The 25,795-nt window shown below is 66.7% G+C and carries 26 protein-coding genes and 1 tRNA gene; 22 read left to right on the top strand and 5 right to left on the bottom strand.

Going from position 1 to position 25,795, the window contains the following annotated elements:
• Window positions 1-175 precede the first annotated feature (175 nt).
• From ACAG25_RS17500 to ACAG25_RS17440, 13 genes are all read left to right on the top strand, one after another.
• The gene (locus tag ACAG25_RS17500) at window positions 176-397 is read left to right on the top strand and encodes a helix-turn-helix transcriptional regulator (RefSeq protein ID WP_370489732.1); all 222 of its coding nucleotides are present in this window, start codon (window positions 176-178) and stop codon (window positions 395-397) included.
• Window positions 398-599: 202 nt separating this feature from the next.
• Complete coding sequence (locus tag ACAG25_RS17495; RefSeq protein ID WP_370489731.1) at window positions 600-3,191, top strand: bifunctional DNA primase/polymerase; 2,592 nt, start codon at window positions 600-602, stop codon at window positions 3,189-3,191.
• A 507-nt stretch (window positions 3,192-3,698) separates the two neighbouring features.
• A complete protein-coding gene (locus ACAG25_RS17490; protein WP_370489730.1) occupies window positions 3,699-4,091 on the top strand; it encodes a hypothetical protein in 393 nt (130 codons plus the stop codon).
• On the top strand, window positions 4,088-4,648 hold the full coding sequence (locus tag ACAG25_RS17485; protein ID WP_370489729.1) for a hypothetical protein: 561 nt from the start codon (window positions 4,088-4,090) through the stop codon (window positions 4,646-4,648). Before ACAG25_RS17490 ends, ACAG25_RS17485 begins: the two co-directional genes overlap by 4 nt.
• Before the next feature lie 185 nt (window positions 4,649-4,833).
• Complete coding sequence (locus ACAG25_RS17480) at window positions 4,834-5,406, top strand: recombinase family protein (RefSeq protein ID WP_370489728.1); 573 nt, start codon at window positions 4,834-4,836, stop codon at window positions 5,404-5,406.
• A gap of 210 nt (window positions 5,407-5,616) precedes the next feature.
• Window positions 5,617-5,907: a hypothetical protein gene (locus ACAG25_RS17475; protein WP_370489727.1), complete on the top strand. Its 291-nt coding sequence runs from the start codon at window positions 5,617-5,619 to the stop codon at window positions 5,905-5,907.
• A complete protein-coding gene (locus ACAG25_RS17470; RefSeq protein ID WP_370489726.1) occupies window positions 5,904-6,599 on the top strand; it encodes a hypothetical protein in 696 nt (231 codons plus the stop codon). Before ACAG25_RS17475 ends, ACAG25_RS17470 begins: the two co-directional genes overlap by 4 nt.
• 61 nt (window positions 6,600-6,660) lie before the next feature.
• Window positions 6,661-7,428, top strand: a complete 768-nt coding sequence (locus ACAG25_RS17465) for a hypothetical protein (RefSeq protein ID WP_370489725.1) — start codon at window positions 6,661-6,663, stop codon at window positions 7,426-7,428.
• Window positions 7,425-7,808, top strand: coding sequence for a hypothetical protein (locus ACAG25_RS17460; protein ID WP_370489724.1), 384 nt, complete (start codon window positions 7,425-7,427; stop codon window positions 7,806-7,808). The genes ACAG25_RS17465 and ACAG25_RS17460 overlap by 4 nt, the downstream gene beginning before the upstream one ends.
• Window positions 7,799-8,347 (top strand): hypothetical protein, encoded by a 549-nt coding sequence (locus ACAG25_RS17455; protein ID WP_370489723.1) that lies wholly within the window; start codon window positions 7,799-7,801, stop codon window positions 8,345-8,347. The genes ACAG25_RS17460 and ACAG25_RS17455 overlap by 10 nt, the downstream gene beginning before the upstream one ends.
• A 98-nt stretch (window positions 8,348-8,445) precedes the next feature.
• Window positions 8,446-8,742, top strand: a complete 297-nt coding sequence (locus tag ACAG25_RS17450; RefSeq protein WP_370489722.1) for a hypothetical protein — start codon at window positions 8,446-8,448, stop codon at window positions 8,740-8,742.
• Window positions 8,733-10,277, top strand: coding sequence for a terminase large subunit domain-containing protein (locus ACAG25_RS17445; protein WP_370489721.1), 1,545 nt, complete (start codon window positions 8,733-8,735; stop codon window positions 10,275-10,277). Before ACAG25_RS17450 ends, ACAG25_RS17445 begins: the two co-directional genes overlap by 10 nt.
• A 158-nt stretch (window positions 10,278-10,435) precedes the next feature.
• A complete protein-coding gene (locus ACAG25_RS17440; protein WP_157888644.1) occupies window positions 10,436-11,230 on the top strand; it encodes an endonuclease/exonuclease/phosphatase family protein in 795 nt (264 codons plus the stop codon).
• 21 nt (window positions 11,231-11,251) lie between these two features.
• Here the strand turns inward: ACAG25_RS17440 and ACAG25_RS17435 are convergent, their stop codons facing one another.
• Entirely contained in the window at window positions 11,252-12,175 is a 924-nt protein-coding gene (locus ACAG25_RS17435; protein WP_061482059.1) for a restriction endonuclease, read from the bottom strand.
• A 291-nt stretch (window positions 12,176-12,466) separates the two neighbouring features.
• Here ACAG25_RS17435 and ACAG25_RS17430 point away from each other — a divergent pair, with 291 nt between their 5' ends.
• Window positions 12,467-12,901, top strand: a complete 435-nt coding sequence (locus ACAG25_RS17430; protein WP_370489720.1) for a hypothetical protein — start codon at window positions 12,467-12,469, stop codon at window positions 12,899-12,901.
• A 20-nt stretch (window positions 12,902-12,921) separates the two neighbouring features.
• Here ACAG25_RS17430 and ACAG25_RS17425 read toward each other — a convergent pair whose 3' ends face one another.
• Together ACAG25_RS17425 and ACAG25_RS17420 are read right to left on the bottom strand one after the other, a co-directional pair.
• Complete coding sequence (locus ACAG25_RS17425) at window positions 12,922-13,329, bottom strand: hypothetical protein (RefSeq protein WP_370489719.1); 408 nt, start codon at window positions 13,327-13,329, stop codon at window positions 12,922-12,924.
• A gap of 184 nt (window positions 13,330-13,513) precedes the next feature.
• A tRNA-Arg gene (locus ACAG25_RS17420) sits at window positions 13,514-13,589 on the bottom strand.
• Between the two features lie 104 nt (window positions 13,590-13,693).
• Between ACAG25_RS17420 and argS the strand changes: the two genes are divergently transcribed.
• From argS to rho, 6 genes are all read left to right on the top strand, one after another.
• Window positions 13,694-15,346 carry an arginine--tRNA ligase gene (argS, locus tag ACAG25_RS17415; protein WP_370489718.1) on the top strand — a complete coding sequence of 551 codons (1,653 nt, stop codon included), beginning with the start codon at window positions 13,694-13,696 and terminating at the stop codon, window positions 15,344-15,346.
• Between the two features lie 71 nt (window positions 15,347-15,417).
• Window positions 15,418-16,761 carry a diaminopimelate decarboxylase gene (gene lysA / locus ACAG25_RS17410; RefSeq protein ID WP_370489838.1) on the top strand — a complete coding sequence of 448 codons (1,344 nt, stop codon included), beginning with the start codon at window positions 15,418-15,420 and terminating at the stop codon, window positions 16,759-16,761.
• A gap of 4 nt (window positions 16,762-16,765) precedes the next feature.
• Window positions 16,766-18,091, top strand: coding sequence for a homoserine dehydrogenase (locus ACAG25_RS17405; protein WP_370489717.1), 1,326 nt, complete (start codon window positions 16,766-16,768; stop codon window positions 18,089-18,091).
• Window positions 18,088-19,167 (top strand): threonine synthase, encoded by a 1,080-nt coding sequence (thrC, locus tag ACAG25_RS17400; protein ID WP_370489716.1) that lies wholly within the window; start codon window positions 18,088-18,090, stop codon window positions 19,165-19,167. Before ACAG25_RS17405 ends, thrC begins: the two co-directional genes overlap by 4 nt.
• Before the next feature lie 9 nt (window positions 19,168-19,176).
• A complete protein-coding gene (gene thrB, locus ACAG25_RS17395; RefSeq protein ID WP_370489715.1) occupies window positions 19,177-20,130 on the top strand; it encodes a homoserine kinase in 954 nt (317 codons plus the stop codon).
• Between the two features lie 310 nt (window positions 20,131-20,440).
• Window positions 20,441-22,384 carry a transcription termination factor Rho gene (gene rho / locus ACAG25_RS17390; RefSeq protein ID WP_370489714.1) on the top strand — a complete coding sequence of 648 codons (1,944 nt, stop codon included), beginning with the start codon at window positions 20,441-20,443 and terminating at the stop codon, window positions 22,382-22,384.
• A 13-nt stretch (window positions 22,385-22,397) separates the two neighbouring features.
• On the opposite strand, the gene ACAG25_RS17385 is transcribed toward rho, so the two are convergent.
• Window positions 22,398-22,802: a MarR family winged helix-turn-helix transcriptional regulator gene (locus ACAG25_RS17385; protein ID WP_370489837.1), complete on the bottom strand. Its 405-nt coding sequence runs from the start codon at window positions 22,800-22,802 to the stop codon at window positions 22,398-22,400.
• A 98-nt stretch (window positions 22,803-22,900) separates the two neighbouring features.
• On the opposite strand from ACAG25_RS17385, the gene ACAG25_RS17380 reads away from it, so the two are divergent.
• Window positions 22,901-23,485 carry a maleylpyruvate isomerase family mycothiol-dependent enzyme gene (locus ACAG25_RS17380; RefSeq protein WP_370489713.1) on the top strand — a complete coding sequence of 195 codons (585 nt, stop codon included), beginning with the start codon at window positions 22,901-22,903 and terminating at the stop codon, window positions 23,483-23,485.
• On the opposite strand, the gene ACAG25_RS17375 is transcribed toward ACAG25_RS17380, so the two are convergent.
• Window positions 23,470-24,108, bottom strand: coding sequence for a TetR/AcrR family transcriptional regulator (locus ACAG25_RS17375; protein ID WP_370489712.1), 639 nt, complete (start codon window positions 24,106-24,108; stop codon window positions 23,470-23,472). The genes ACAG25_RS17380 and ACAG25_RS17375 overlap by 16 nt on opposite strands.
• Before the next feature lie 107 nt (window positions 24,109-24,215).
• On the opposite strand from ACAG25_RS17375, the gene fadD1 reads away from it, so the two are divergent.
• Complete coding sequence (fadD1, locus tag ACAG25_RS17370) at window positions 24,216-25,784, top strand: fatty-acid--CoA ligase FadD1 (RefSeq protein ID WP_370489711.1); 1,569 nt, start codon at window positions 24,216-24,218, stop codon at window positions 25,782-25,784.
• The last annotated feature ends 11 nt before the right edge of the window (window positions 25,785-25,795 follow it).

Below are 25,795 nucleotides of genomic sequence, written 5' to 3'. Positions count from 1 at the left end.
CAAACGGTTCTCGATGATCTCGCGCCAGCTATAAGCAGCTGCGCTCTGCATCAGCTATTCTGGCGTCAGGTCATAGCCCCAGACCCGCGCACGCCCCACGCTCCGCACACGCCGACACGCCCCGCTCACACCGCACACACGCCCTGGGGATCGTCACCAGACGACGGAGCGACAAGTGAGTGCCAGGCCAACTGCCACACCACACTTCATTTCCCTGCAAGACGCTGCCGTGCGCACCGGCTTCTCGGTGTTCTCGCTTCGAGACAAAGTCGCGAGCGGTGAGCTGCCCGCGTACCGCATCAGCGACAAGCCGCGCAGCGCGATCCGCGTGAAGATCAGCGACGTTGACGCGCTGTTCAAGCCGGTCATCCCGCCCGAGATTCAGGCTGCGCGATGAGCACCGCGCGAAACATCAACGCGCACAATGCCGGCCATGTCGGAGAAGTCACCCGGCGCGCGTGATCACTAGATAGCAGCGATGCCGCCCAGCGCGAGCGTTTTGCCTCGACTCGCATGTGCCAGGCGGCATCACCGATCACCGACGACTCCGAGAGAGTCAGCCCCTCCGAGGGCGAGAGAAACCCAACAGAAGGAACACTGTGAAGAATACCGCGCACAGCGGCAGTCGCGAGGCTCAGCTCTCGGCGGTGCTCGCTGACGTGCCCAAGGCTGACGACCACGACGGAGTGCGCGAATATCTGCACGCGCTCGCTGCGCTGGGCTGCGCGCCGCTGCTGATTTATCCCGGCAGCAAGCAGCCCGCCGACATGCGTTCGCCGCAGCGACAATCAGCTGACGACAAAGCGGCGCAGCAGCAAGCGCGCGACGCCGGTAAACGCAACTGGCAGCGCGTCAAGTCCGACGCGGGCGTGCATCTCGCCACAAGCGACGTCGCGACGCTCGACGACTATCTCGACCGCTACATCGCGACGTTCGGCGACGCCGTCCAGATCAACGCCGCGCTGTCACTCGGGCGCAGCCGTCTCGTCGTCGTCGACTGCGACAGCGTTCAGCAGCGCGCGGCGTTTCTCGCCGACGCTCGTGGTGACGCTCACATCGCGCAGACAGTGAGCACGCCGGGACACGTCGGCGACGGTGACCCGAACGATCCCGAGAGTTGGGCGCACAGCAACGGCGGTCACTTCTGGTTCGTCGTGCCCGACGATGTCGAGCTGCCGCAGCGGCCCGAGTCGATGAGCATCGGCGACGGCGACGACGCCTACTCAGTGATGTGGGGCGCGGGAAAGTACGCGCTGATCCCGCCGAGTGTGCGCGACGAAGGCACGTACACGGTCAGCGGCGACGTTCACGCGCTGCCCGATTGGCTGCGTGCGCGCATCATCGAGCACGGCCAGTCGCACGCCGAGCGGGCGCAACGCAGCCGCGAGCACATCGACAACGACAGCCCGATCGCGCGGTGGGGCGCGACGATCAGCTGGACCGAGATTCTGCGCGCAACCGACTGGACGCCCAACGGGAAAGCCGACAGCTGCGGATGCGAGACGTGGGCTGCGCCGGGGCCGCACGCGAGCGCGAAGTCGGCGACCGCGCATGAGCCGGGCTGCGCGCAGTGGGTCGACTCGTCCGACCCGCCGATGCACATCTGGACCGACCACGACATCGAGCCGTTCGACGCGCTCAACTGCGCGACAGTCTCACGGCTGCAAGCGGTCGCGCTCATCGACTTCGACAACGACATGGGAGCCGCGATGACCGCGCTTGATCTTCACGACGACAGCGACTCGCTCGCACTGAACGACGATCTCGGCCTCGACATCGGTCGACGCGACGATGACGACGAGAACGGCGACCGCGCGGTGCCCAAAGGTGTCACGCTGCCCGCGTCATTCTGGGAGGCGCGCGACTCGCTGCGTCACATTCGCGACGCCGCGTTGGCTCGCCGCGCTGCACCCGACGCGACGCTCGGTGCTGTTCTCGCCCGCATCTCCGCGCACACCCCGCCGTGCGTGCGCGTCGACACCGGCATCATGTCGCCGCTGCCGCTGCATCTGTTCGCGGCGTCGGTGTCGTGGTCAGGCAAGGGCAAAACATCGGCGATGACGACCTCGGCGCAGATCGTGCGACCGGTCCCGAGCTGGTCGATGGACCCGATGGACGACGTCGATCGTCCGGTGCTGCTGCCGGGCGGCGAGCCGTTCCCGCGCGTTGGCAAGATTCGCTCAGGCGAGGGCATCGCCGAGATGTATTGGGGCGACGTGATGGTGACCGGGCCGAAGGGCAAGCCGGTCAAAGAGCGGAAGCGCGTGCGATCGAACGTGCTGATGCACACCGACGAGGCGCACAGCCTCGTCAAGTACATCACCGACCCGAAAAGCACAGTGGGCGAGACGCTGCGCGAAGCGTGGTCGGATCAAGCGATCGGTCAGAGCAACGCCGACGGCTCGCGGTATCGCTTCGTTCCTGCTGGCGCGTATCGGCTCGCGCTGATCGTCGGCTTTCACCTGTCGGTGCTCGCCGATCTGTTGACCGCTGAGCAGATTCTGCTCGGCACACCACAGCGGTTCATCAACCTGTGGTCGAAGCCCGACCCGAGGCAGGTGTCGCGCGAGCTGCTGGCTCAGATCGTCGACCCCGGCACGCTCGACGTCACGATCCCGTCGACAGGGCTGCGGCTGTGCGAGTCGCTGCGCGCCAAGATCGACGACGATCGGATCGCCGAGTGGCTGTGTGATGACGACGTTGAGAGTGAGCCCGACATCAGAAGCCAGCGCAACGCGATGACCGCTCGCGTCGCCGGTCTGCTCGCGATCCTCGACGGTCGCACCGACATCGACGAGCGGGGTCTGCTCGTGATCAACGACGACGACTGGACGCTGGCCGACGTGATGTTTGAGACGTCTTGCGCGATCGCTGATCTTGCTGTCACTGATCGTCGGCGACGGCAAGCTAAGGCGAAGCGTGACGAGCGTGCGCGCAGTCTCGCCGAGTCGATCGAAGACGACGAAGCGCGCACCACACCCGTCGGTCGCGTCGCAGCGCGCATTGTTGGCTATCTGACCGCGCTCGGTCCCGGCGAGCACAGGCTGTCGGGCACCAACGGTGTTCTTCGCAAGTTCAATCAGGCTGACGCCGAGCACATCGACGACGCGCTCGCACAGCTCACGGCTGAGGGCAAGCTGCGGCTGCGTGACGCGAGTCGGGGAGCGAAGTTCGCGCAGCTGATCGGATGAGCCCGCAGCTCGTTCGCGTAGCTACGACGATCATGCGACTTTGCCGGGCTGCGAAGCTACGACTCTACGACTCTACGACTGTCGGGAAGCTACGACTACGACTGCGACAAGCACCCATGTCGTCTGAAAGCTCCCTATTTGTTGTATTTATACTGTTCACAGAGTTGTGCGACGTTGTCGGGGAACTCAATTCGGACAATCTTCGCGCGTACCGATCGTCGTAGAGTCGTAGGTCGTAGCTTCGGACAGTCGTAGGGTCGCAGCTTCGCCGCGCAGCCGGATCGAAGCGCGTCGCGGAGCTGTGCGACAGGCGTAGTCGGCGTCACTCATGCGCTCGCGAAAGCCGACGTCGTCGTCGAAGTAGGAAGCAAGACAATCGAATACGACGCTGTCGCAGTAGTGTCGCCTCTGCACGGTTTTGAGGTAGACCGAGGTATGCCTCAAGTGATGTCACTCGCTGAGAGCCGTGCTCGCGCAGAGCAGGTGTTTGTCATGCGAGCTGTCGGTATGCAGTCGTGGTCGAAGATTCGCGACACTCTTGGCTTCAAGAGCGTCGGCGCGGTGCAGCAGGCGTACAAGCGGTACAACGAACGCAACCCGCTGCCTAACGGTGAGGCGGCGCGAGCTGAGATCATCGAGCGCAAGCGGATCACGGTCGGCGCGGCTCTCAGGTCGCTCGCCGAAGCGCAGAAGGCTGGCGACTATCAGACGGTCGGCAGGATGATCGACGTCATCACCCGAGCGGATGCAGAGCTGGCGCGTCTCTACGGGCTCAACGCGCCCGACAAGCTCGACATCAACGTCACGCAGACGCCGACGCAGATCATCGCCGAAGCACGCGAGCGTCTGCTGGCTGTGGTCGACGCCGAAGTCATCGAACCCAAGGAGATCGAGCAGTGAGCGCACCCGGCACGAGCAAGCGCGACGCGATCAACGCGGCGATGAGCGTCGCCGACGACGTCGCTCAGAACAAGCTCGACCCGTCATCGCTCGACGCCGCGCTCGCCGACGAGCTGCGCGAGTTGTTCGGCGACGTTGTCGGGCAAAACGATTCGCTGTGGCCGCTGCAGCTCGACGTCGCCCGTCGTGTCATCGCGCTCGGCGGCATCAGCCCCGACGAACTCAGCGAGTGGGCGGCAGCGTTGCGTCATCGCGAGCGGCAGCAGCACGCTGAGCCGTCAGATGAGCGCGACGCAGGCAATGCCTCGACCGAGCAGGTTTCGACCGGGAGCGACGCGCTCGGCCCGCAGGACGACGCGCTTCACGCGATAGCTGACGCTGACGCCGCATCGTCAGCTGACGTCGAGACCGAGGCGCAGCCCGACGACGCTGCCGCATCGAGCACCGAAGACGGCTGTGGCTGCAGCAGTCCGACGATGGTCACGCTGCTCGATGGCCGTCGCGTCCCGTCGCATCTGATCGCCGCACGCGGTCGCGATCTGCCGACCGTCTACTGAGCGCGCAGCGCGCACGAGAAAGCCGACACTGTCGGGCCGGCGATCTCGCTGCCGTCTATCTGGGCTACAGCCCAGCCGATCAGGCTGCGGCGCAGAGCCTCTCGTCTGAGTGAAGTTGGTTGAGGACTCCTAGACAGCCGTCTAATCTGCCCAAGACCTTAGTTAGACACCCGAAAGGATGAACCATGAACAACGGGCAATCAGTTGGCTACCAACGTGTCTCGACCGTCGAGCAGAACGCCGAGCGACAGCTAGACGGGATCGAGCTGGACAAGCTGTTCACCGATCACGCGAGCGGCAAAGACACTGATCGACCCAAGCTGCGAGCGTGCCTCGACTACGTGCGCGAAGGCGACGAGCTGATCGTTCACAGCATGGATCGGCTGTCGCGATCGCTGGTCGATCTGCGTCGCACCGTCGATGAGCTGACAGCGCGCGGTGTGCGCGTGCGCTTCGTGAAGGAAGGTCTGACGTTCTCGCGTGACGAGAGCGATCCGTGCGCGGTGCTGATGCTCAGCGTGATGGGCGCGGTCGCCGAGTTTGAGCGTTCGCTGCTGCTTGAGCGTCAGCGTGAAGGCATCGCGCTTGCGAAGCGTGCAGGCAAGTACAAAGGGCGCACGCCGTCGCTGTCGCCTGCGCAGCGGGTCGAAGTCGCTGCGCGTCTCGCCGAGCGCGAGTCGGCGTCTGCGCTCGCTCGCGAGTACGGCGTCAGTCGAGCGACGATCTACAACGCGCTGAGACTCGTTGAGGCGAGCTGAACCCGCTCGCTGCTGCGCTCGACACGCTGACCCCCGACCGTCAACAGTCGGGGGTCAGTCGTCTCTACCCCTAGTGTGTGACGACGTAACGCGAGCAGCCGAGACGTGCACCTAATTACCCGACGGCGTCGGGTTATCATGTTATCCCGCAACGGGATTCGCCGTCGCAGCTGCTTGTAGCTTGCACCCCTTAGTGACATCATGGCGTGCATGACAGCCTCAGCAGCCAACGACAGCACCAGCGACAGCCCAACGGCGACTGATCGGCGTGAGCCGCCGCGTCTGCGGTGGCGTGATCGCTCGATGCAGTCGTGGCGAGCCCGCAAGGCTGTGCTCGCGTCGCGCGGCGAAGTCGACGGCCCGCGCGTCGCAGAGTGCAGCGAAGCGTTGTCGTACTGGCGTATGCACGCGACGCTGCTCCGTGAGCTGCAGATTGACGCTGACGCGGCGCACAGCCTGCTGTCGGTGATCGAGCAGCATGACGCGGCGGTGTCGCGATGACGATCACCGCTCGCAACAACACACCCGCTGCTCGGGCCGCGCAGCTCGATCAGCCGCAGCGCGCGCCCGTCGACTACACGCAAGACGAACTGCGGCAGCGTCGTCGCGCCGGTCTGCTGCACCGCTACACACGCGCGTTCGATCTGACCGCCGAAGTCGTAGCGATCGTCTCGCCGCTCGCGGCGCGGGCGAGTTATCTGCCTCCGGGCGCGTGCTGGCGCGAAGCCGACGCGGTCGCTGCCGCCGTGCACGAGCTGACGCACGTCGTCGTCGGTCTCATCGCTGAGCGCGACGCTCGCCGCAAGACGGCGCATCTGCCGTACGAGAAACGCGCGTATGCCGTGCGCAGACTCGTCGACCTCGCTGAGCGGCCTGCGCTGCCCGAGATCGGCGACGACGCGCTCGCGTCGGGTGCCTGGGCCGCGACGCTGATCGCGCTGACCGAGCCGTACCGCGCGCAGCTCGCCGACGTGCTCGCCCATGCGCTGCCGCCCGGCGCAACACGCGGCGCGCGATCGGCGTCCGAGCGTCTTGAGGCTGCGCTGCGCGTCGTCGACACCGCCGCGCTGACGCTTGACCGTCTGCTCGATCGCGCTGAGCGCGGCCGCGAGCAGCGTCGTCAACAGGCACCGCCACCGACCGATACCGAGCGGGCGCGCGCTGAACTCGCGACGCTCGGCATCGACACCTGACCCGAGATCAACTGAGAGGCCAACGACGATGACAGCCCCGACCCCGACGACCTACACCGACATGCTGCCGGTGCGCTTCGGCGCGCCGCTGCTCAACCCCGCGCCTAACGGACTGTTCGCAGCGACGCAGTGGACCGACGAGAGCGGCCCGCTGCGGTGGCTCGACAGCGGCGTCGAGATCAGAGGCGCAAACTACGGCGGCGAAGACGCTTTCGGCGTCTGGGACGCTGACTGGTGCGCGCCGCCCGATCCGGCGACCGCAGCTCGCAAAGAGGGCGAGCGTCCCGGCTGGCTCGACCCGTTCGCGCCGATCACGGTCTGGGCTTACGACCAGTGCGACTTGACCGCTGCGAGCCGTGCCGAGGTTCGTCAGCGCGCGCAGCAGATTCTTCGGCTGAACGAGCAGAACGCTGTCGAGCGTGAGTTCGCCGCTCGGCTGCTGATCGAAGCTGCGGCGACACCGGGCGGCATCGAGACGGCTGCATCACTCAAGCTCGCGGTCGGCTACCTCGAAGGCGTTCTCGCCCAGACGAACACGGTCGGCGTCCTCCACATCGGCGCACAGTGGGTCGCGCAAGACGTCGAGCTGTTCAAGCGCAACGGTGCTGTGTTCTCGTCACCGGGCGGGCACACCGTCGTCATCGGCGGCGGCTATGTCGATGGGCTCGATGACACGATCGTCGCGACGTCGCAGCCCTACGGGTGGCGCGATCAGCCGTCGGTGCGCGAGGCGATCGAGGAGCGGCACAACATCTTCGCCGCGATCGCTGAGCGCAGTTTCGTCGTCGGCGTCGAAGCAGTCGTCGCAGCGGTGACGGTGACGCCATGACAGCCGATACCGCGGTCGAGTACGACACCGACGTCTACGTCGGCACCTGCTGGGAGTGCCAGGGACCGTGCGCCTTCTACAAAGGTGACGTTCACGGCTGGCGGTGTCGCGCCTGCATCGACCGCTATCTCGACGAAGCCCAAGCACGTTGGTTGTCGAAGTCGGATAAGGCGCGCGACAGGGTGGTCCGCAACTTGCGCAACCTGATTCACGAACACAACAGCGACGGCGGCACCGCTATGTCTCCGGGCAGTGCTGCAGACGATCGACGCCGGGGCGGTGGCATGGCTGCGGGCCTCGCTGCCTCGACGTCGATCGCTGAACCGAATCCCAGCTCACGCGAGCTGACCACGGAAGGAGTGTGGCGACAATGCCTCTGACATTGGCTGACCTGACTGACAAGCAACGTCGGCATCTTGAGACGTGCATCCACGAAGCGGGTCACGCCGTCACGGCTGTGACGCTGGGCGGCGTGATCCGCTCGACCGTCGTCGCCAGCGGTCGCGTGCTCGGCGTCCAAGGGCTCACGACCGTCGCTGAGATGCCCGAGGGCCGCAACCCCGAAGTGGCGTACAGCGGGCCGTGGGCGCAAGCGCGCTGGCTTGCGGGTCGACGCCCGACGATGCGCGAGGTCCACGCGGTTCTCACGTCGACCGGACATCGAGACGACCGAGTGCTGTGCGCCGCTGGCGGCACACACACCGGATACGACGTCGTGCCGCTGTTGACGCATTGCTGGCCCGCTGTCGTGCGTGTCGCTCAGCAGCTCTACAAGACCGGCGAAGCGACGCACGCCGATGTGCTCGCCGCGCTCAGCGTGGACGACGGCGGCGGGCTGGGCAGCTTCCAGCTCGCGAACATTCGCGCGCGGCTGCGCAGCGTGCCCCCGATCGAGCGGCGAAGCAAGCAAGCCGCCTGATCGACGTCACCGCCGCCCGAGCCTCGGCGGGCAGCGGTGACAACACCATTGACCGATCGACAACCCAATCACCCGACGACGACACCCGAGGACGAACCATGACTGTCAGCCCGACCACCATGACTGAGCCGACCGATGACGAGATCGACGCCGCGATCCTGCGCGAGATCGACGCCAGCCGCGACGAGTTCGTGCCGTGGGCACTGATCCGCGAGCGAGTGCCTGGCAGCTTCTGGCGCAAAGGCGAAGCCCTCGCGCGATTGTTCTGCGACGGTCGCGTCTACGCGATCAAGAATCGGGGGCGCAACTATGTCGCGCTCGGCGACGAGCACGACATCGAGATCGCGAAGCGGCGCAAGGCTGAGGGCCGCGTGCCGCGGGTGACGTGCCTGTGAACGCCGACGCAGTGACGACGCTCGTCGCTTCGCGCAGCCTGCGCGCCGCGCGAGCACAGCGGAGACCGGCCACACCCGCAGAGCTGGCGTGTCGACTCGATCCGAAGTTCGTTGTCACCCCGACGATTCGACTGCTGAGTGATCTCGCCGCGCGATCAGTCAGCGAGCCCGATCAGCGCGACATCGTGACGACACCGCCGCGCACCGGCAAGAGCCGCCTGCTCGCGATCTGGACTGTCGTCTGGGCGTTGATGCGCGATCCCGACATGCAGATCGTGCTCGTCAGCTACAGCGACGAACTCGCCCAAGCGCACAGCCGCGAAGCACGACAGCTGATCAACGAGCACACCGACTATCTGGGCTTCCGGCTGTCGCAAGACAAGACGGCAGTCGGTCGCTGGCGAGTCGACGGGCACGCGGGCGGGCTGCTCGCCACAGGCATCAACAGCGGCGTGACCGGCTTCGGCGCAGACATGATGATCATCGACGACCCAGTCAAGGACGCCGCCGAAGCCGACAGCGCGGCGCATCGCCGCCGCGTCATCAACGAGTACCGCAGCACTCTCGCGACGCGGCTGCATCCCGGTGGCAGCGTGCTGCTCGTCATGACGAGATGGGCCGAAACCGACTTGGCCGGTTATCTTCTCGACAGCGAGCCCGAAGTCTGGCGGCACACCAACATTCCCGCAGTAGCCGAGGCCGGCATCCCCGATGCGTTGGACCGCAGACCGGGTGTGGTGATGACCAGCGCGCTCGGCTACACCGCCGATCACTTCGCAGCTGCGCGGCGCACATCGGGCGAGCGCGCATGGTTCGCGCTCTACGAAGGTGTGCCCACCGCGCCCGAGGGCGGGCTGATCAAACGCGAATGGCTCGACAACTGGCGTCTGCCCGCTGCGCCGAGCGCGCCGAGCATGACCGTCGTCGGCGTCGATCCCAGCGACAGCGGCAGCGGTGACAGCTGCGGCATCGTCGCCGCGTCGCTCACCCGAGACGGCGTCGTCGCCGTGATCGCCGACGTCAGCGCGCCGATGACGAGCGATCAGTGGGCGCGCGCAGCTGTCGAGCTGGCAGTCGATGTCGGCGCATCGGAGATCGCCGTGGAGAGCTTCGCGGCGCGCGAGACGTATCAGCGTGTCGTCAAAGACGCTATGCGCCGCTACAAGCTCACTCACCCGGTGCGCGTCACTGCGTGGCCGCCGAAGGGCAGCGGTCGCGGCGGCGGTGACGCAATCGCGCGCAGCTCTGCGCTGCTGCAAGGGCTTGAGACGGGCACGACGCGCATGGCGGGGCATCTGCCCGAGCTTGAGCGGGCTGCGGTGCAATGGCAGCAAGGCCAGCATCAGCCCGACGCGCTCGCTGCGCTCGTCGTCGCACACGACGTCTTGAGTCATTCCCTCGGGCAGCAGTGGCACATCGTCAGCCCGCTCGACGTCGGGCGGCGAATCCGCGCAGGCGCGAACGTGGCTCGCCCTTTTGCGCCGAGCCCGCTCAGCCCCAACTCACCGCTGCGACGGCGCATCAACGGGCTGTAATCGCTCGCCCAGCGAGTGGCCGACGCTTGCCTGTGCTGCACACGCGCGACGAACGCGGCCAGACATCGTCGCGTCGCTTTACATGCCGCTGATGTCATGGCCCTTTGCTAGCCTCTGTCGACCAACACGACATGACCGATCAGGGCGGGGGAGCAACGATGACGAAGGCTGACGGTGAAACACGATTTTTGACCTGGAACATCCAGAGCGGAGGCGGCAGTCGGGTGCCGCAAATGATGCGAGAAGTGGACCTCTTGGCCCCCGAGATTCTCGCTTTCACCGAAGTGAAATCTAGTAATCTTGCGATGCTGACAAACGCTCTAGAAGCGAGTGGATTCGACCACATCGAAACGCCGTGCCCCGAGAAAGAAGTGAATAGTGTTCTGCTGGCATCGAAAATCCCCTTCGATGCCGTGAAAGAAGAGATAACGCACGACCAAGAGCGGTGGGCGTCCGTCTATATTCCAAGCCTCGATTTGCGCGTGTTATGTGTCCATATTCCGGGAGCACCGGATCACAAGTTCGACTCCGAGGGCCGCGGTATGTCTGGCCAGAAGCGTAAAGAACTGCTGTGGTACGAGGTCACACGATATGCCACGGCCCATAAGGACGAAAAGGTCGTGATTATGGGTGATCTCAACACGGGGCTGAATGAGATCGACAAGACTCCAAAGGGCACCCCGTTCAAGCTCTCAGAAAACATCCGCATATTGCGTATGGACGGCAAGTATATTGACACCTGGCGTCATCTGAACCCTAAGGCCAGAGATTACACATGGTTCACGACGCGCGATGGTAGAGACTTCAACGGTTTTCGCCTTGACTATATTTGGGTTTCATCTCCATTGCGGGAAAGCATCAGAAGCGCGCAGCACATTCACCATGTTCGTGGCAAGGTCTCCGACGGGAAGTTATCCGATCACGCGATAGTGGTCGCTGATCTAGCCCTATAAACCGGAAGTTGTGCGGGCAACCTACAGCGTGTCGAAGAAGTCCTCGTCCAGCCGGTAGAGAGTCACCGACTGCTCCGGCTGAACGCCGATGCCATACTGCACCAACAGCTCGGCCAGCCGTGCGCCGTCTATAAGTTCAATGCGGGCGTTGATCCGCTCGGCCTCTTCGCGGGCACCTTTCGTGAACCGCGATGTTGTGATGAACACCCCGCGGTCGCCCTGCTTGGAAAGCAAGGCCCCAGCGAAGCCGTGAATTTGTGGTCTATCGACCGGTGTGTCGGTGTACCGCTTGGCCTGAATGTAGATGCGGTCTAGCCCGAGCGGGTCCTGGCTGATGATGCCGTCGATGCCGCCATCACCGGATGGGGCGGTTCGGTGAGCTGACCCGCGCGCACGCCCGTAACCCATGCGATCGAGCAGCCGAACGACCAGTTCCTCGAAGCCGGTCGGCGACAGTTTGAGCGCAGCGGCCAATACTTCGCTTTCCACTGCTGCCCGGTTGATCCGCTCCGCGCGCTCGGCTAGATCGTTGGGCGTACTTGAGTCTTCCTCGGAGATCGACGGCTTCTCGGTTCCTTGGCCGTCGTCGGCGGGACGGTCTCGCTTGCGGTCACGGAACTCTAGATACGCCGGATACGCCTCCAGAGCCTTCATGTCGATCCGCTCGGGGTACTTGTCGAGCGCGGCGCGGCCCTCGTCGGAGATCGTCACCAGCCCGCGTCCAGGCCGCTCGATGAGTCCCGCCTGACTTAGATAGGACATCGCCCATCCGCCCCGGTTGTCGATCCGCTTTTGTCCGCTCGGCACTTTCTCGGCCCGCTCTTCGGGGGTAAGGCCGAACTGGTCGGCCATCGCCTCGATGACATCCCGCGAACGATGAACCTCGCCGTCGGCTAGGTGGGCAAGTACCGGACGCATCAGCGTCTGGAAGTCGGGGATCGTCACACAACTTCCTCCCGCTCTGATGGACGCTGATTGCTCCCGTTCGCGTCGGTCCGAACAACTTCGTAATGAACTCGACGGTGTCGGGGTGTCAGCCAAACACAATGTCACTGACAAATACCATTTATCGCCTCCTGAATCACAAGCAGTGCTCGGGTCTATGACTTCGCGACCCGTCTGATCGCGCCTGGTTCGTCCCTTTGCGAGCGCGTGAAGCCAAACAACTCATACCGCGCGCCGATCACCGCGCGCCGTGTTGCCCCGCTGTCGGTCGGCGGCGGCATACTCGCGCGCATGACAGACACGTGGACGACGCGCGATCTGCCCGTCCTCAAAGCCGCCGTCGAGTTGTACGACCAGACTGGTGAAGGCCCAAGTGCGGACGAGCTAGAGCGAGCCTGCGGCTTCGATGAGCAGACTGTCCAGCGCGCACTACGGGCTCTCTATCGACAGCCGTACTTCGACAAAGGGGTCGAAGCGTTCGGCGGCGACATCTTGATGGTCGGCGAGCCCACCGGGGATGCGTTTCGTGTCGCGGGGCTGTGGCCGTCGCCCGAGACTCAGCTCGAACGACTGATCGCCGCGCTTGAGGCTGCTGCCGATGACGACTCGCGCCAGGCGGATGAACGCAGCCGGATGAAACAGATCGCTCTGACGCTGCGCGGCGCGGCGTGGCAGGTCGCGCTCAACGCGCTCGGAGGCGCGGGCGGCAACTTGATGACGGGCTGACGAGCAGCGTTCACGAGCGTTCACACCGCTGCCGGGCCACCCCGCTGACGAAGTAATAGGTATGCGCCCGTCGCGCCCGCGCCGAGAGTGAGCACTAGGAGCACCCCAGCGATGATGCCGGTCACCTGTCGTTTGCCAGCGCACTTAGTGACCTCTTCGTTCGCCATGTTGCGCGCGACGACATCGAACGCCCCCGACGGCAACCCGAGGGAGTTCTCTGAGTATGCGCCTACGTCGTAAGCGGCGTCGCCCATCATGCCCATGTTGCGCTGATAGGCATCGTTATAGACGCTGTCGCTCGCCGCGAGGAAGCTGCCGCACGACGTCTTGTAGTCGCTCTTGACCGGCCACAACCCGGCGACAAGTGTGCCGACGAGCAGCACGACAGCCGCGATACAGACGATTATCCCGATCCGCTTGGACTTCACCTCAGAGCCTCCCTTTGAGATCGTCGCAGTTGAGCACCAACTTTATCGCCCGCTCGACGTTCGCTGACCACGCGGCTCTCTACTTCTTAGGCTGACCGGGTCACCTCACCGGGTCGTAGATGTCACGGAAGTTACTCGCTGTTGCCCGAAAGTTGCCCACTACCTGCCGAAACATGCGGTCAGATGGTGCCCCCGGCAGGATTCGAACCTGCGGCCTTCTGCTCCGGAGGCAGACGCTCTATCCCCTGAGCTACGGGGGCGCGTGCGGAAACACCGCGCCGTTGGGCGTGGCCTAGCGTAGCGCATGACGACGGCGGGAAACGGATTCGGGGCCTGAAGGGGCCAGACCATAGGATGAACCCCCGTGACCCCCGCCGATCTGGCCGAGCTGCTCAAGGCCACCGCTGCCGCGGTGCTGGCCGAGCACGGCCTCGACACCGCCGCACTGCCCGCCACCGTCACGGTTGAACGCCCGCGCAACCCCGACCACGGTGATTACGCCACCAACCTGGCGCTGCAGCTCGGCAAGAAGGTCGGCGCCAACCCCCGTGAACTGGCCGGCTGGCTGGCCGCCGCGCTGGCCGAGCAAGACGGCATCGCCGCCGCCGACGTCGCCGGTCCCGGCTTCGTGAACCTGCGTATCGAGGCGTCCGCGCAGAACGTCATCGTCACCGACGTGCTGACCGCCGGCGCCGACTACGGCCATTCGACCGTTCTGGGCGGCACCAAGGTCAACCTCGAGTTCGTCTCGGCCAACCCCACCGGCCCCATCCACATCGGCGGCACCCGCTGGGCCGCCGTCGGCGACGCACTGGGCCGGCTGCTCACCACCCAGGGTGCCGACGTCACCCGCGAGTACTACTTCAACGACCACGGCGCGCAGATCGATCGCTTCACCAACTCGCTGATCGCCGCCGCCAAGGGCGAGCCGACCCCCGAGGACGGATACGCGGGCACCTACATCGGCGACATCGCCGCCCAGGTGCTGGCCAAGGAGCCCGACGCGCTGAACCTGCCCGAGGACGAGATGCGCGAGACGTTCCGCGCGATCGGCGTCAACCTGATGTTCGACCACATCAAGGCGTCCCTGCACGAGTTCGGCACAGACTTCGACGTCTACACCCACGAAGACTCGATGCACACCTCCGGCCGCGTCGACCAGGCCATCGCGCAGCTGCGCGACAACGGCGCCATCTACGAGAAGGACGGCGCGGTCTGGCTGCGCACCACCGACCACGGCGACGACAAGGACCGCGTCGTCATCAAGAGCGACGGCCAGCCCGCCTACATCGCCGGTGACCTCGCGTACTTCCTGGACAAGCGCAAGCGCGGTTTCGATCTGTGCATCTACATGCTCGGCGCCGACCACCACGGCTACGTCGCTCGGCTCAAGGCGGCCGCGGCGGCGCTCGGTGACGACCCCGACACCGTCGAGGTGCTCATCGGCCAGATGGTCAACCTGGTCCGCGACGGCCAACCGGTGCGGATGAGCAAGCGCGCCGGCACCGTCATCACGCTCGACGACCTGGTCGAGGCCATCGGCGTCGACGCCTCCCGCTACTCGCTGATCCGCAGCTCGGTCGACACCCCGATCGACATCGACCTCGGGCTGTGGTCCTCGGCGTCCAACGAAAACCCCGTTTACTACGTGCAGTACGCCCACGCCCGGCTGTCGGCGCTGGCGCGCAACGCCGCCGACCTCGGCGTCGCACCCGACACCGCGCACCTGGACCTGCTGACCCACGACAAAGAGGGCACGCTGATCCGCAACATCGGCGAGTTCCCCCGGGTGCTCAAAACCGCTGCGGCCCTACGGGAACCGCACCGGGTCTCGCGCTACCTCGAAGACCTGGCCGGCGACTATCACCGCTTCTACGACTCCTGCCGGGTGCTGCCCCAGGGCGACGAACCTGCCGGGGAACTGCACGCGGCGCGGCTGGCCCTGTGCGTGGCCACCCGCCAGGTCATCGCCAACGGACTGAGCATCCTCGGCGTCAGCGCACCGGAGCGCATGTGATCGCGCATCCCGCCGGTCCCCGGCACGCCGAGGAAATCCACCACGCCGACACGCCCGACCGTCCCCGCGACATCACCGAGGTGCTGACGCTGGCGCCGAATGTGTGGCCACGCAACGCGGTTCGCGGCGACGACGGGGTGGTGCGCATCGCCGGCGTCGCGGTCACCGACATCGCCGCCGAGTTCGGCACACCGGTCTTCGTCGTCGACGAGGACGACTTCCGGTCACGCTGCCGAGAGATCGCCGCGGCGTTCGGTGGGGGAGAGCACGTGCACTACGCCGCAAAGGCGTTCCTGTGCACCGAGATCGCGCGCTGGGTCGACGAGGAAGGCCTGTGCCTGGACGTCGCCACCGGCGGTGAACTCGCCGTCGCGCTGCACGCCGGATTCCCGGCCGAACGAATCACCGTGCACGGCAACAACAAGTCGATCGCCGAGCTCACCGCAGCGGTCGACGCCGGCGTGGGCCACGTCGTGCTCGACTCCGAGATCGAAATCGAGCGCCTGGACCGGATCGCCGGTGAGGCCGGGGTCGTGCAGGACGTGCTGGTGCGCGTGACCGTCGGCGTCGAGGCGCACACCCACGAGTTCATCTCCACCGCACACGAAGACCAGAAGTTCGGGCTGTCGCTGGCCAGCGGCGCCGCGATGGACGCCGTACGCAAGGTCTTCGCGACCGACAATCTTCGGCTGGTCGGTCTGCACAGCCACATCGGCTCGCAGATCTTCGACGTCGCCGGTTTCGAGATCGCGGCCCGCCGCGTCATCGGACTGCTGCGCGACGTGGTCGCCGAGTTCGGCGTCGAGAAGACCGCCCAGATGTCGATCGTGGACCTCGGCGGTGGCTTGGGCATCTCGTATCTGCCCGACGACAACCCGCCCCCGATGGACGAGTTGGCCGACAAGCTGCGCGACATCGTGCGCAACGAGTCCGCGGCGGTCGGGCTCCCGACGCCCAAGCTGGTGGTCGAACCCGGCCGGGCGATCGCCGGCCCGGGCACCATCACGCTCTACGAGGTCGGCACCGTCAAGGACGTCGCCGTGGCCGCCGACCGGTACCGCCGCTACGTCAGCGTCGACGGCGGGATGAGCGACAACATCCGTACGTCGCTGTACGGCGCCGAGTACGACGTCCGGCTGCTGTCGCGCACCAGCGACGGGTCGCCGGCGCTGGCACGGGTGGTCGGCAAGCACTGCGAGAGCGGTGACATCGTGGTCCGCGATGCCTGGATCCCCGACGACATCACACCGGGTGACTTGGCCGGGGTCGCAGCGACCGGCGCATACTGCTACTCGATGTCGAGCCGATACAACCTGATCGGCCGACCGGCTGTCGTGGCCGTGCGCGACGGGCGGGCCCGCCTGATCCTGCGCCGCGAGACGGTCGATGATCTCCTGAGTCTGGAAGTGAGGTGAACCGGTGACCGAGTCCGTCAGCGAGATCGGCGTGGCTGTCCTGGGGCTGGGCAACGTGGGCAGTCAGGTGGTCCGCATCATCGACGAGAGTGCCGAGGACCTCGCCGCCCGGATCGGCGCGCCGCTGAAGGTGCGCGGCATCGGCGTGCGCCGGGTAGACACCGACCGCGGAGTCTCGCCGGACCTGCTGACCGACGACATCGACGCACTGGTCAACCGCGACGACGTCGACATCGTCGTGGAGCTCATGGGTCCCGTCGAACCGGCCCGCAAAGCCATCCTGGCCGCCCTCGAGCAGGGCAAGTCGGTCATCACGGCCAACAAGGCGCTGATGGCCGTCGCGGCCGGTGAACTCGCACAAGCCGCCGAAAACGCCCACGTCGACCTCTATTTCGAGGCCGCGGTGGCCGGCGCCATCCCCGTGATCCGCCCGCTGACCCAATCGCTGGCCGGGGACACGGTGCTGCGGGTCGCCGGCATCGTCAACGGCACCACCAACTACATCCTCTCCGAGATGGACAGCACCGGAGCCGACTACGCCACCGCACTGGCCGACGCCAGTGCGCTCGGATACGCCGAGGCCGACCCGACGGCCGACGTCGAGGGTCACGACGCCGCCGCCAAGGCGGCCATTCTCGCGTCCATCGCGTTCCACACCCGGGTGACCGCCGACGACGTCCACTGCGAGGGCATCACCAAGGTGACCCCCGCCGACTTCGCCTCGGCGCGTGCGCTGGGATGCACGATCAAGCTGCTCGCCACCTGCGAACGTCTCACCGGAGACGACGGGCAGCAGCGCGTGTCCGCGCGGGTCTACCCGGCGCTGGTGCCGCTGGACCATCCGCTGGCCTCGGTCAACGGTGCGTTCAACGCCGTGGTGGTGGAAGCCGAGGCCGCCGGACGGCTGATGTTCTACGGTCAGGGCGCCGGCGGGTCGCCCACCGCGTCCGCGGTTCTGGGCGATCTGGTGATGGCCGCGCGTAACCGGGTCCAGGGTGGCCGCGGCCCCCGGGAATCCAAGTACGCCAAGCTGCCGATCGCGCCGATCGGCGACATCGCCACGCGCTACTACGTCAACATGAACGTCGCCGACCGCCCCGGCGTGCTCTCGGCGGTCGCCGCCGAGTTCGCCACCCGCGAGGTCAGCATCGCCCAGGTCCGGCAGGAGAGCGTGGTCGACGAGGAGGGGCAGCGCAGCGGCGCCCGCATCGTCGTCGTGACCCACCAAGCCACCGACGCCGCACTGTCGAAAACGGTTGCCGCCCTTGCCGATCTGGAGGTCGTGCAGAGCATCAACAGTGTCCTTCGGATGGAGGGAACCGCCGAATGAGTACCACCTCAGCCGTCCACCAGCCCTGGCCGGGACTGATCGCGGCGTACCGCGACCGCCTGCCCGTCGAGGACAGCTGGACCCCGATCACCCTGCGGGAAGGCGGCACTCCGCTGCTCCCCGCGCCGCGGTTGTCCGAATACACCGGCTGCACAGTGCATCTGAAGGTCGAGGGCCTCAATCCGACGGGGTCGTTCAAGGACCGCGGGATGACGATGGCCGTCACCGAGGCCGTGGCGCGCGGTCAGCAGGCCGTGTTGTGCGCCTCGACCGGCAACACCTCGGCGTCGGCCGCCGCGTACGCGGCCCGTGCCGGGATCACCTGCGCGGTCCTGGTGCCCCAGGGCAAGATCGCCATGGGCAAGCTCGCCCAGGCGGTCATGCACGGCGCCAAGATCATCCAGATCGACGGCAACTTCGACGACTGCCTCGAACTGGCGCGCAAGCTGACCGCCGACTTCCCGACGGTGTCGCTGGTCAACTCGGTCAACCCGTTCCGTATCGAGGGGCAGAAGACCGCTGCCTTCGAGATCGTCGACGCGCTCGGCGACGCTCCCGACGTCCATGCGCTGCCGGTCGGCAACGCCGGCAACATCACCGCGTATTGGAAGGGTTACAGCGAGTACCGGCGTGACGGTATCGCCCAGCGGCTGCCGCGGATGCTCGGCACGCAGGCCGCCGGCGCGGCGCCGTTGGTCCTGGGGGAACCGGTCGCCGACCCCGAAACCATCGCCACGGCGATCCGTATCGGCTCACCCGCGTCGTGGAGTTCGGCAGTGGAAGCCCAGCAGCAATCCGACGGGCGGTTCCTGGCCGCCACCGACGAGGAGATCCTCGCCGCCTACCACCTGGTCGCCCGCACCGAAGGCGTGTTCGTCGAACCGGCGTCGGCGGCCAGCATCGCAGGTCTGCTGAAGTCGATCGAAGACGGTTGGGTGGCCAAGGGATCCACGGTCGTGTGCACCGTCACCGGCAACGGCCTCAAGGACCCCGACACCGCACTCAAGGGCATGCCGGCGGTCATCCCGGTGCCCGTCGACCCCGTCGCCGTGGTCGCCAAGCTGGGTCTGGTCTAGGAACGGTCGATGACGCGCACCCTGCCTCCCGGGCTGACCGCCAACGCCGTGGTCGCGGCGTCGAGCGCCAACCTCGGGCCCGGGTTCGACAGTCTCGGGCTGGCTCTGAGCATCTACGACGAGATCATCGTCGAGACAACGGAGTCCGGTCTCGTCGTGGACGTCGAAGGTGAAGGGCAGGGGCAGGTCCCGCTGGATTCCTCGCATCTGGTGGTGCGGGCGATCGAGCGCGGCCTCCGTGTCCTGGGTGTCACTGCGCCCGGTCTGATCGTCCGCTGCCGCAACGACATTCCGCATTCCCGTGGACTCGGGTCCTCGGCGGCCGCGGTGGTCGGCGGTCTGGCTGCGGCCAACGGGCTTGCCGCACAGATCGATTGCCCCCTGATGGACCAAGACGAACTGGTGCAGGTCTCCTCCGAGTTCGAGGGTCACCCCGACAACGCCGCCGCCGCGGTCTGTGGTGGCGCCGTGGTGTCCTGGACCGACGAAGACGGTGACCAACGGCGTTACGCGGCGGCGCCGATCCGGTTGCATCCCGACATCAACCTGTTCGTCGCGATCCCGCAGGTGCGTTCCTCCACAGCCGAGACCCGGGTGCTGCTGCCCGAACAGGTCAGCCACTGCGACGCGCGGTTCAACTTGAGCCGGGCGGCGCTGCTGGTCGTGGCGCTCTCCGAACGACCCGACCTGCTGCTGAGCGCCACCGAGGATGTTCTGCACCAGCCGCAGCGCGCTCCGGCCATGCCGGCCTCGGCGGAATTGTTCGAGGTACTCCGGCGTTGTGGGATCGCAGCAGTACTGTCAGGCGCCGGGCCTGCGGTACTGGCGTTGAGCACCCGGCAAGAACTTCCCGACGAAGCCGTGCGATGTGCTGCAGACAAGGGCTTCACCCTCGTGAAGACCACGGTCGGCCACGGCGTGCGGTGGACATCGGGAGTGGTCGTCGGTAGTTCGGAGACATGACGAAAAGCCAGGTGGGCGGCTAGCGCGCATGCCGCGACGGAAAACATGCCGACCACGGCTTTCTTGCTTCCGCCTCCGATGCGGGTTATTCTCGCAATCGTCCAGCAATCGCAGCGTCTGTACCTGCGTTGACACGAGGACGACCACTCTTCTTTCAGGTGTTCAATTTGTGGACTGACGGTTCGCCGTTTCCCGGCGAAGCCCGGCGATCATCGTTGCACTGGCAATGGTGTGACCTTCGCGATCAGCGGCTCGGCTGATCGCACCGAACCCCCGCGTGACCTGATCAGCGAGGGAAGAAAGGAAATCCGTGACCGATACGGACCTCATCACGGCTGGTGACAGCGCCGATTCCGGCCAGCTGCCCATCTCCGTGACCCCAGACGTTCCCGCTGCCGCGGACGACAGCGCGACGTCGGCACCGGCCGCCCCGCGCCGCGGTGGCGCCCTGACCAGCATGGTGCTGCCCGAACTGCGCGCCCTGGCGAAGGAACTCGGTATCGAGGGTGCTTCGGGCATGCGCAAGGGCGAGCTGGTTTCGGCCATCCGTGAGCGTCGCGAGGCGAGCAACGGCGCCTCGGCGTCGAGCGCACCCGCGGCGGATGCTCCTGCTTCCACCGCTCCCGAATCGGGTGCCGACCAGCCCGTGGCCGACACGTCCGCGCCGCCGCGCCGTGAGCGCCGCGGTGCGTCGCGTGACCAGGGCAAGCCGGCGGCCGCCCAGGAGAGTGCCGACAGCGCACCGGCTCAGGACGGCGACGACGCCGGACAGCGGGCGGAGTCCGGCAAGGACAACGAGAACCGGTCCGGGCGCGGCGGTCGCAACGCGCAGGACTCGAAGGCGGACAACTCCGGCGAACGCCAGGATTCGCGCCAGGAGTCCAAGGACAAGAGCGACAAGTCGGACGGCAACGACTCCGACAACGATCAGCAGGGCGGACAGAACCGCAACCGGTCGGACAACAACAACCGGTCGGACAACAACGATGACGACGGCGACGGACGCCAGGGTCGGCGGGGTCGCCGGTTCCGGGATCGTCGTCGTCGCGAGCGCGGCGGTGGTGACGGCGGCAACGCCGATGCGGAGCTGCGTGAGGACGACGTCGTGCAGCCGGTGGCCGGCATCCTCGACGTGCTGGACAACTACGCGTTCGTGCGCACATCGGGCTACCTCGCCGGCCCCAACGACGTCTACGTCTCGATGAACATGGTCCGCAAGAACGGTCTGCGGCGCGGTGATGCCGTGACCGGCGCGGTGCGCGTCCCCAAGGAGGGCGACAGCGGCGGCGGACAGAATTCGCGCCAGAAGTTCAACCCGCTGGTGCGCCTCGACAGCGTCAACGGCAAGCCGGTCGAAGAGGCCAAGAAGCGGCCTGAGTTCAACAAGCTCACCCCGCTCTACCCGAACCAGCGTCTGCGTCTGGAGACCTCCGGCGACAAGCTGACCACCCGCGTGATCGACCTGATCATGCCGATCGGCAAGGGTCAGCGTGCGCTGATCGTGTCTCCGCCCAAGGCCGGTAAGACCACGATCATGCAGGACATCGCCAACGCGATCACCCGCAACAACCCGGAATGCCACCTGATGGTCGTGCTCGTCGACGAGCGCCCCGAAGAGGTCACCGACATGCAGCGATCGGTCAAGGGTGAGGTGATCGCCTCGACCTTCGACCGGCCGCCGTCCGACCACACCCAGGCCGCCGAGCTCGCCATCGAACGCGCCAAGCGCCTGGTCGAGCAGGGCAAGGACGTCGTCGTGCTGCTCGACTCGATCACCCGTCTGGGCCGCGCCTACAACAATGCGTCCCCGGCGTCGGGCCGCATCCTGTCCGGTGGTGTCGACTCGACGGCGCTGTACCCGCCGAAGCGCTTCCTCGGTGCCGCGCGCAACATCGAAGAGGGCGGCTCGCTGACGATCATCGCCACGGCCATGGTCGAAACCGGCTCCACCGGCGACACCGTGATCTTCGAGGAGTTCAAGGGCACCGGCAACGCCGAGCTCAAGCTGGACCGCAAGATCGCCGAGCGGCGCGTCTTCCCGGCCGTCGACGTCAACCCGTCGGGCACCCGCAAGGACGAGCTGTTGCTCTCGCCCGACGAATTCGCGATCGTGCACAAGCTGCGCCGGGTGCTGTCCGGACTGGACCCGCACCAGGCCATCGACCTGTTGATGAGCCAGCTGCGCAAGACCAAGAACAACTACGAGTTCCTGGTCCAGGTCTCGAAGAACACGCCGGGCGGCGACAACGACTGACCGGTGTTGCCGGTCACGCGTAGGGGTCGGTGATCTCGCGCAAGGTGACCAGGGCGTCGCGTAGCGCGGTGAACGCGCGGTCGCCGAGGTGGTTGCGCCACTGTGCTTCCACGCGCCCGACCTCGGCGCCGGCCAGCCGGCACACCTGTGCACCCTTGTCGCTGAGTGTGACCTGTCGCGCCCGTGCGTCGGTCGGGTCGGGGCCACGTCGCACGTAACCGGCGCGCTCGAGCTGGTCGATCAGTGCCCCGGCCGTCTGCTTGGTCACGCGCGCCCGCTCGGCGAGGTCGGTCAGGCGCATGCCCGTCGGATCGAGCCGCTGCATCAGTCGGGACTGCGCGATCGTGATGTCGGTGAATCCCGCTGCGGCGATCGCCGTCATCACTCGACTCTCCACTTCGCGGTGCGCGATGAACATGAGGACGGCGACAGGCGGGTGCTCGGACACCCCTTGACTTTAGTCGCATTCCCTGACTAATTTAGTCAGGGAATTTGACTATGTCAGCGAGGTGGGCCATGGACGACGACACCGTATGGCGGCACATCGATCAGCAACGGGGTGAGCTCGCCGACCTCCTCGACGCCTTGGACACCGCCGCCTGGGACACACCGTCACTGTGCGACGGGTGGACAGTCCGTCATGTCGCTGCGCATGTGACCCACTCGACGGTGGGCGCGCCGAGGATGCTGTGGGAGGCCGCGCGCAATGGGTTCCGGATGAACGCGGTGATCGACCGGATGGCGCGCTCCGACGACAGCACCCCGTCGCAACTCACTTCCCGACTCCGCGCCATGGTCGGTCGCCGGCGGCACCCGCCGGGCACCGACGTCCGCGATCCGCTCACCGATGTACTGGTGCATACGCAGGACATCTGTCGTCCGTTGGGGATCGAGCGGTCTATGCCGATCGACGCCGCCGTGGAAGCGGCGATCCATGTCTGGGGGCGCGGCTTCCCTTTCCATGCGCGTCGGCGCTATGCCGATGCGCGGTTGATCGCCACGGACGCGGACTTCGCGGTGGGGGAGGGCGCGACCACGGTCGAGGCGCCGATCGGTGACCTGCTGCTGAAGCTGACGGGACGTCGTCAGCCGATGGCGTGAGGGTCGCACCGCAACGCCGCGACGATGTAGCGGCGTGCGTGCCGCAGCACCGACTCGTGGTCGTCGACGTCGCACTGTTCACCCGGCACCGTCGCCAGGCTCATCATCAGGCGGGCGATCCACTCGGCGGCCTCGGCGCAGTCGGTGTCCGGGTGGATCTCCCCGCTCGCCGCAGCCGCCTGCAGATACGGCACCCAGAAGGCGGCGATCTCGGGGATCAACCCGCGCACACCCAGGCCCACACATGCGGTGAATGCCTCCGGCTCCTCCTGACGCAGCTTGAGCACCAGAGCACCCGGCGTCTCGGACTCCTTCCGCGCCAGCGCCACACCGACCGCGATCTGCTGGTCCAGGCCCTGCACCGAGTCCAGGCGCGTCCGCGACTCCGTCCAGAAAGCGTCGTTGAGCCGCACGATGGCCGCGCCGAGAAGCTCGGACTTGTCGGGGAAGTGCCGGTACAGCCAACCTCTGCTGACACCGGCCTGCTCCGCCACCTCCGATACGGTGGTCGCGCGAATTCCCTTGGCGGTCAAGCATCGAACCGCCGCGTCGATCAGCCGGTCCCGGACCGGCCGCTTCGTCTCCGAAGCAGATGCCGGATTGACCACAGTGTCGACGCTCATCGGCCTATCTTCGCAAATGACCTGTTCCCGATGGGCCGATGTGGCCCAGCCGTGACCCGTCGAGTAGACAAGTATCAAATTCTGTACACAAGCGGAGGGTGGCGCCGGTGGCCGAGACGGTTCAGCAGTTGCTGCGGGAACGCCACGGCGACGACGGGATCGCCGTCACCTTCGAAGGGCAGACGTGGACGTGGCGCGAGCATCTCGACGCCGCGGCTGCCCAGGCGTCCGCTCTGATCGAGACTGCCGACCCCGCCCGTCCGCTGCACGTCGGGACGTTGCTGGGGAACACCCCGGATATGCTGACCGCGATGGCGGCCGCAGGTTTGGGGGGCTACGTCCTCTGCGGTATCAACAACACGCGTCGGGGGCCCGCGCTGGCGCGCGACATCGTGCACGCCGACTGCCAGATCGTGCTCACCGACGACGAGCACGCGCCCCTGCTCGACGGTCTGGACCTGCCCGGCGTGCGTGTGCTTCGGGTCGGTGGTGCCGAGTACAAGGAACTGCTCGCCGGCGCCGGTGAACTCGTCCCGCACCGAGAGTCCGGCGGCACCGACACCTTCATGCTGATCTTCACCTCGGGAACCAGCGGCGACCCGAAAGCCGTGCAGGTGATGCACGCGATGGTGCTGCTCGCGGGCGCGGCGCTGACCGACCGGTTCGGCCTGACCTCCGACGACGTCTGTTATCTGGCGATGCCGTTGTTCCACAGCAACGCGGTTCTGGCCGGCTGGTCGGTCGCATTGAACGCGGGCGCGGCGATGGCACCTGCGCACTTCTCGGCGTCGAACTTCCTGGCCGACATCCGCCGCTACGGAGCCACGTACCTCAACTACGTCGGGAAGCCGCTGGCCTATGTGCTGGCCACCCCGGAACGCCCCGACGATGCGGACAACCCGTTGCGGGTGGCATTCGGCAACGAGGCCACCGACCGGGACATCGCCGAGTTCGCGCGCCGCTTCGACTGCCAGGTCTGGGACGGCTTCGGGTCCACCGAGAACGCCGTCACCGTCACCCGCGACGACGGCTGCCCGCCCGGGTCGATCGGCAAGGGCTTTCCCGGTGTGGCCATCTACGACGCCGAGACCCTGACCGAGTGCGCCGTCGCGGAGTTCGACCGGCACGGCGCGCTGCTCAACCCCGACGACGCGATCGGCGAACTGGTGAACACCCAGGGAGCCGGAATGTTCGCCGGGTACTACAACGATCCCGGAGCCACCGACGAACGGATGCGGCACGGCATGTTCTGGTCGGGGGACCTCGCTTACCGGGACGCCGACGGTTGGATCTACCTCGCCGGCCGCACCGCCGACTGGATGCGGGTCGACGGCGAGAACATGACCGCCGCCCCGATCGAGCGAATCCTGATCCGGCTCCCCGCCATCAGCACCGTCGCGGTCTACCCGGTGCCCGACGAGCACGTCGGCGACCAGGTGATGGCTGCCGTCGTGCTGCAGGACGAGGCGACCCTGACCCCGGAGGAGTTCGCCGAGTTCCTGGCCGCCCAGCCCGACCTGTCGCCGAAAGCCTGGCCACGCCACGTCTGGGTCGCCGACGAACTGCCCACCACCGCGACGAACAAGATCCTCAAACGGGAACTCGTCGCGATGGGCGCCGAACCCGCCGGACGAGTGCTCTGGCGGCGAGAGGGCCGCGTCTACCGCCCGGAATAGTGCCGGTCGGC

The sequence above is a fragment of the Mycobacterium sp. pV006 genome (assembly GCF_041287115.1).
In the GTDB taxonomy this organism is placed as follows: Bacteria; Actinomycetota; Actinomycetes; order Mycobacteriales; family Mycobacteriaceae; genus Mycobacterium.
Note: the sequence above shows the minus strand (reverse complement) of the source record. Positions and strands in the feature narration are given on the sequence as shown.

What these genes read in the sequence shown, in the direction of transcription:
- ACAG25_RS17450 (WP_370489722.1), top strand. Translation starts at nt 8,446, where the DNA reads ATGACTGTCAGCCCGACCACCATGACTGAGCCGACCGATGACGAGATC.
- thrB (WP_370489715.1), top strand. Translation starts at nt 19,177, where the DNA reads ATGACGCGCACCCTGCCTCCCGGGCTGACCGCCAACGCCGTGGTCGCG.
- ACAG25_RS17385 (WP_370489837.1), bottom strand. Translation starts at nt 22,802, where the DNA reads ATGTTCATCGCGCACCGCGAAGTGGAGAGTCGAGTGATGACGGCGATC.
- ACAG25_RS17480 (WP_370489728.1), top strand. Translation starts at nt 4,834, where the DNA reads ATGAACAACGGGCAATCAGTTGGCTACCAACGTGTCTCGACCGTCGAG.
- thrC (WP_370489716.1), top strand. Translation starts at nt 18,088, where the DNA reads ATGAGTACCACCTCAGCCGTCCACCAGCCCTGGCCGGGACTGATCGCG.
- ACAG25_RS17475 (WP_370489727.1), top strand. Translation starts at nt 5,617, where the DNA reads ATGACAGCCTCAGCAGCCAACGACAGCACCAGCGACAGCCCAACGGCG.
- ACAG25_RS17460 (WP_370489724.1), top strand. Translation starts at nt 7,425, where the DNA reads ATGACAGCCGATACCGCGGTCGAGTACGACACCGACGTCTACGTCGGC.
- ACAG25_RS17440 (WP_157888644.1), top strand. Translation starts at nt 10,436, where the DNA reads ATGACGAAGGCTGACGGTGAAACACGATTTTTGACCTGGAACATCCAG.
- ACAG25_RS17375 (WP_370489712.1), bottom strand. Translation starts at nt 24,108, where the DNA reads ATGAGCGTCGACACTGTGGTCAATCCGGCATCTGCTTCGGAGACGAAG.
- ACAG25_RS17455 (WP_370489723.1), top strand. Translation starts at nt 7,799, where the DNA reads ATGCCTCTGACATTGGCTGACCTGACTGACAAGCAACGTCGGCATCTT.
- ACAG25_RS17490 (WP_370489730.1), top strand. Translation starts at nt 3,699, where the DNA reads ATGCAGTCGTGGTCGAAGATTCGCGACACTCTTGGCTTCAAGAGCGTC.
- ACAG25_RS17380 (WP_370489713.1), top strand. Translation starts at nt 22,901, where the DNA reads ATGGACGACGACACCGTATGGCGGCACATCGATCAGCAACGGGGTGAG.
- ACAG25_RS17430 (WP_370489720.1), top strand. Translation starts at nt 12,467, where the DNA reads ATGACAGACACGTGGACGACGCGCGATCTGCCCGTCCTCAAAGCCGCC.
- ACAG25_RS17465 (WP_370489725.1), top strand. Translation starts at nt 6,661, where the DNA reads ATGCTGCCGGTGCGCTTCGGCGCGCCGCTGCTCAACCCCGCGCCTAAC.
- ACAG25_RS17470 (WP_370489726.1), top strand. Translation starts at nt 5,904, where the DNA reads ATGACGATCACCGCTCGCAACAACACACCCGCTGCTCGGGCCGCGCAG.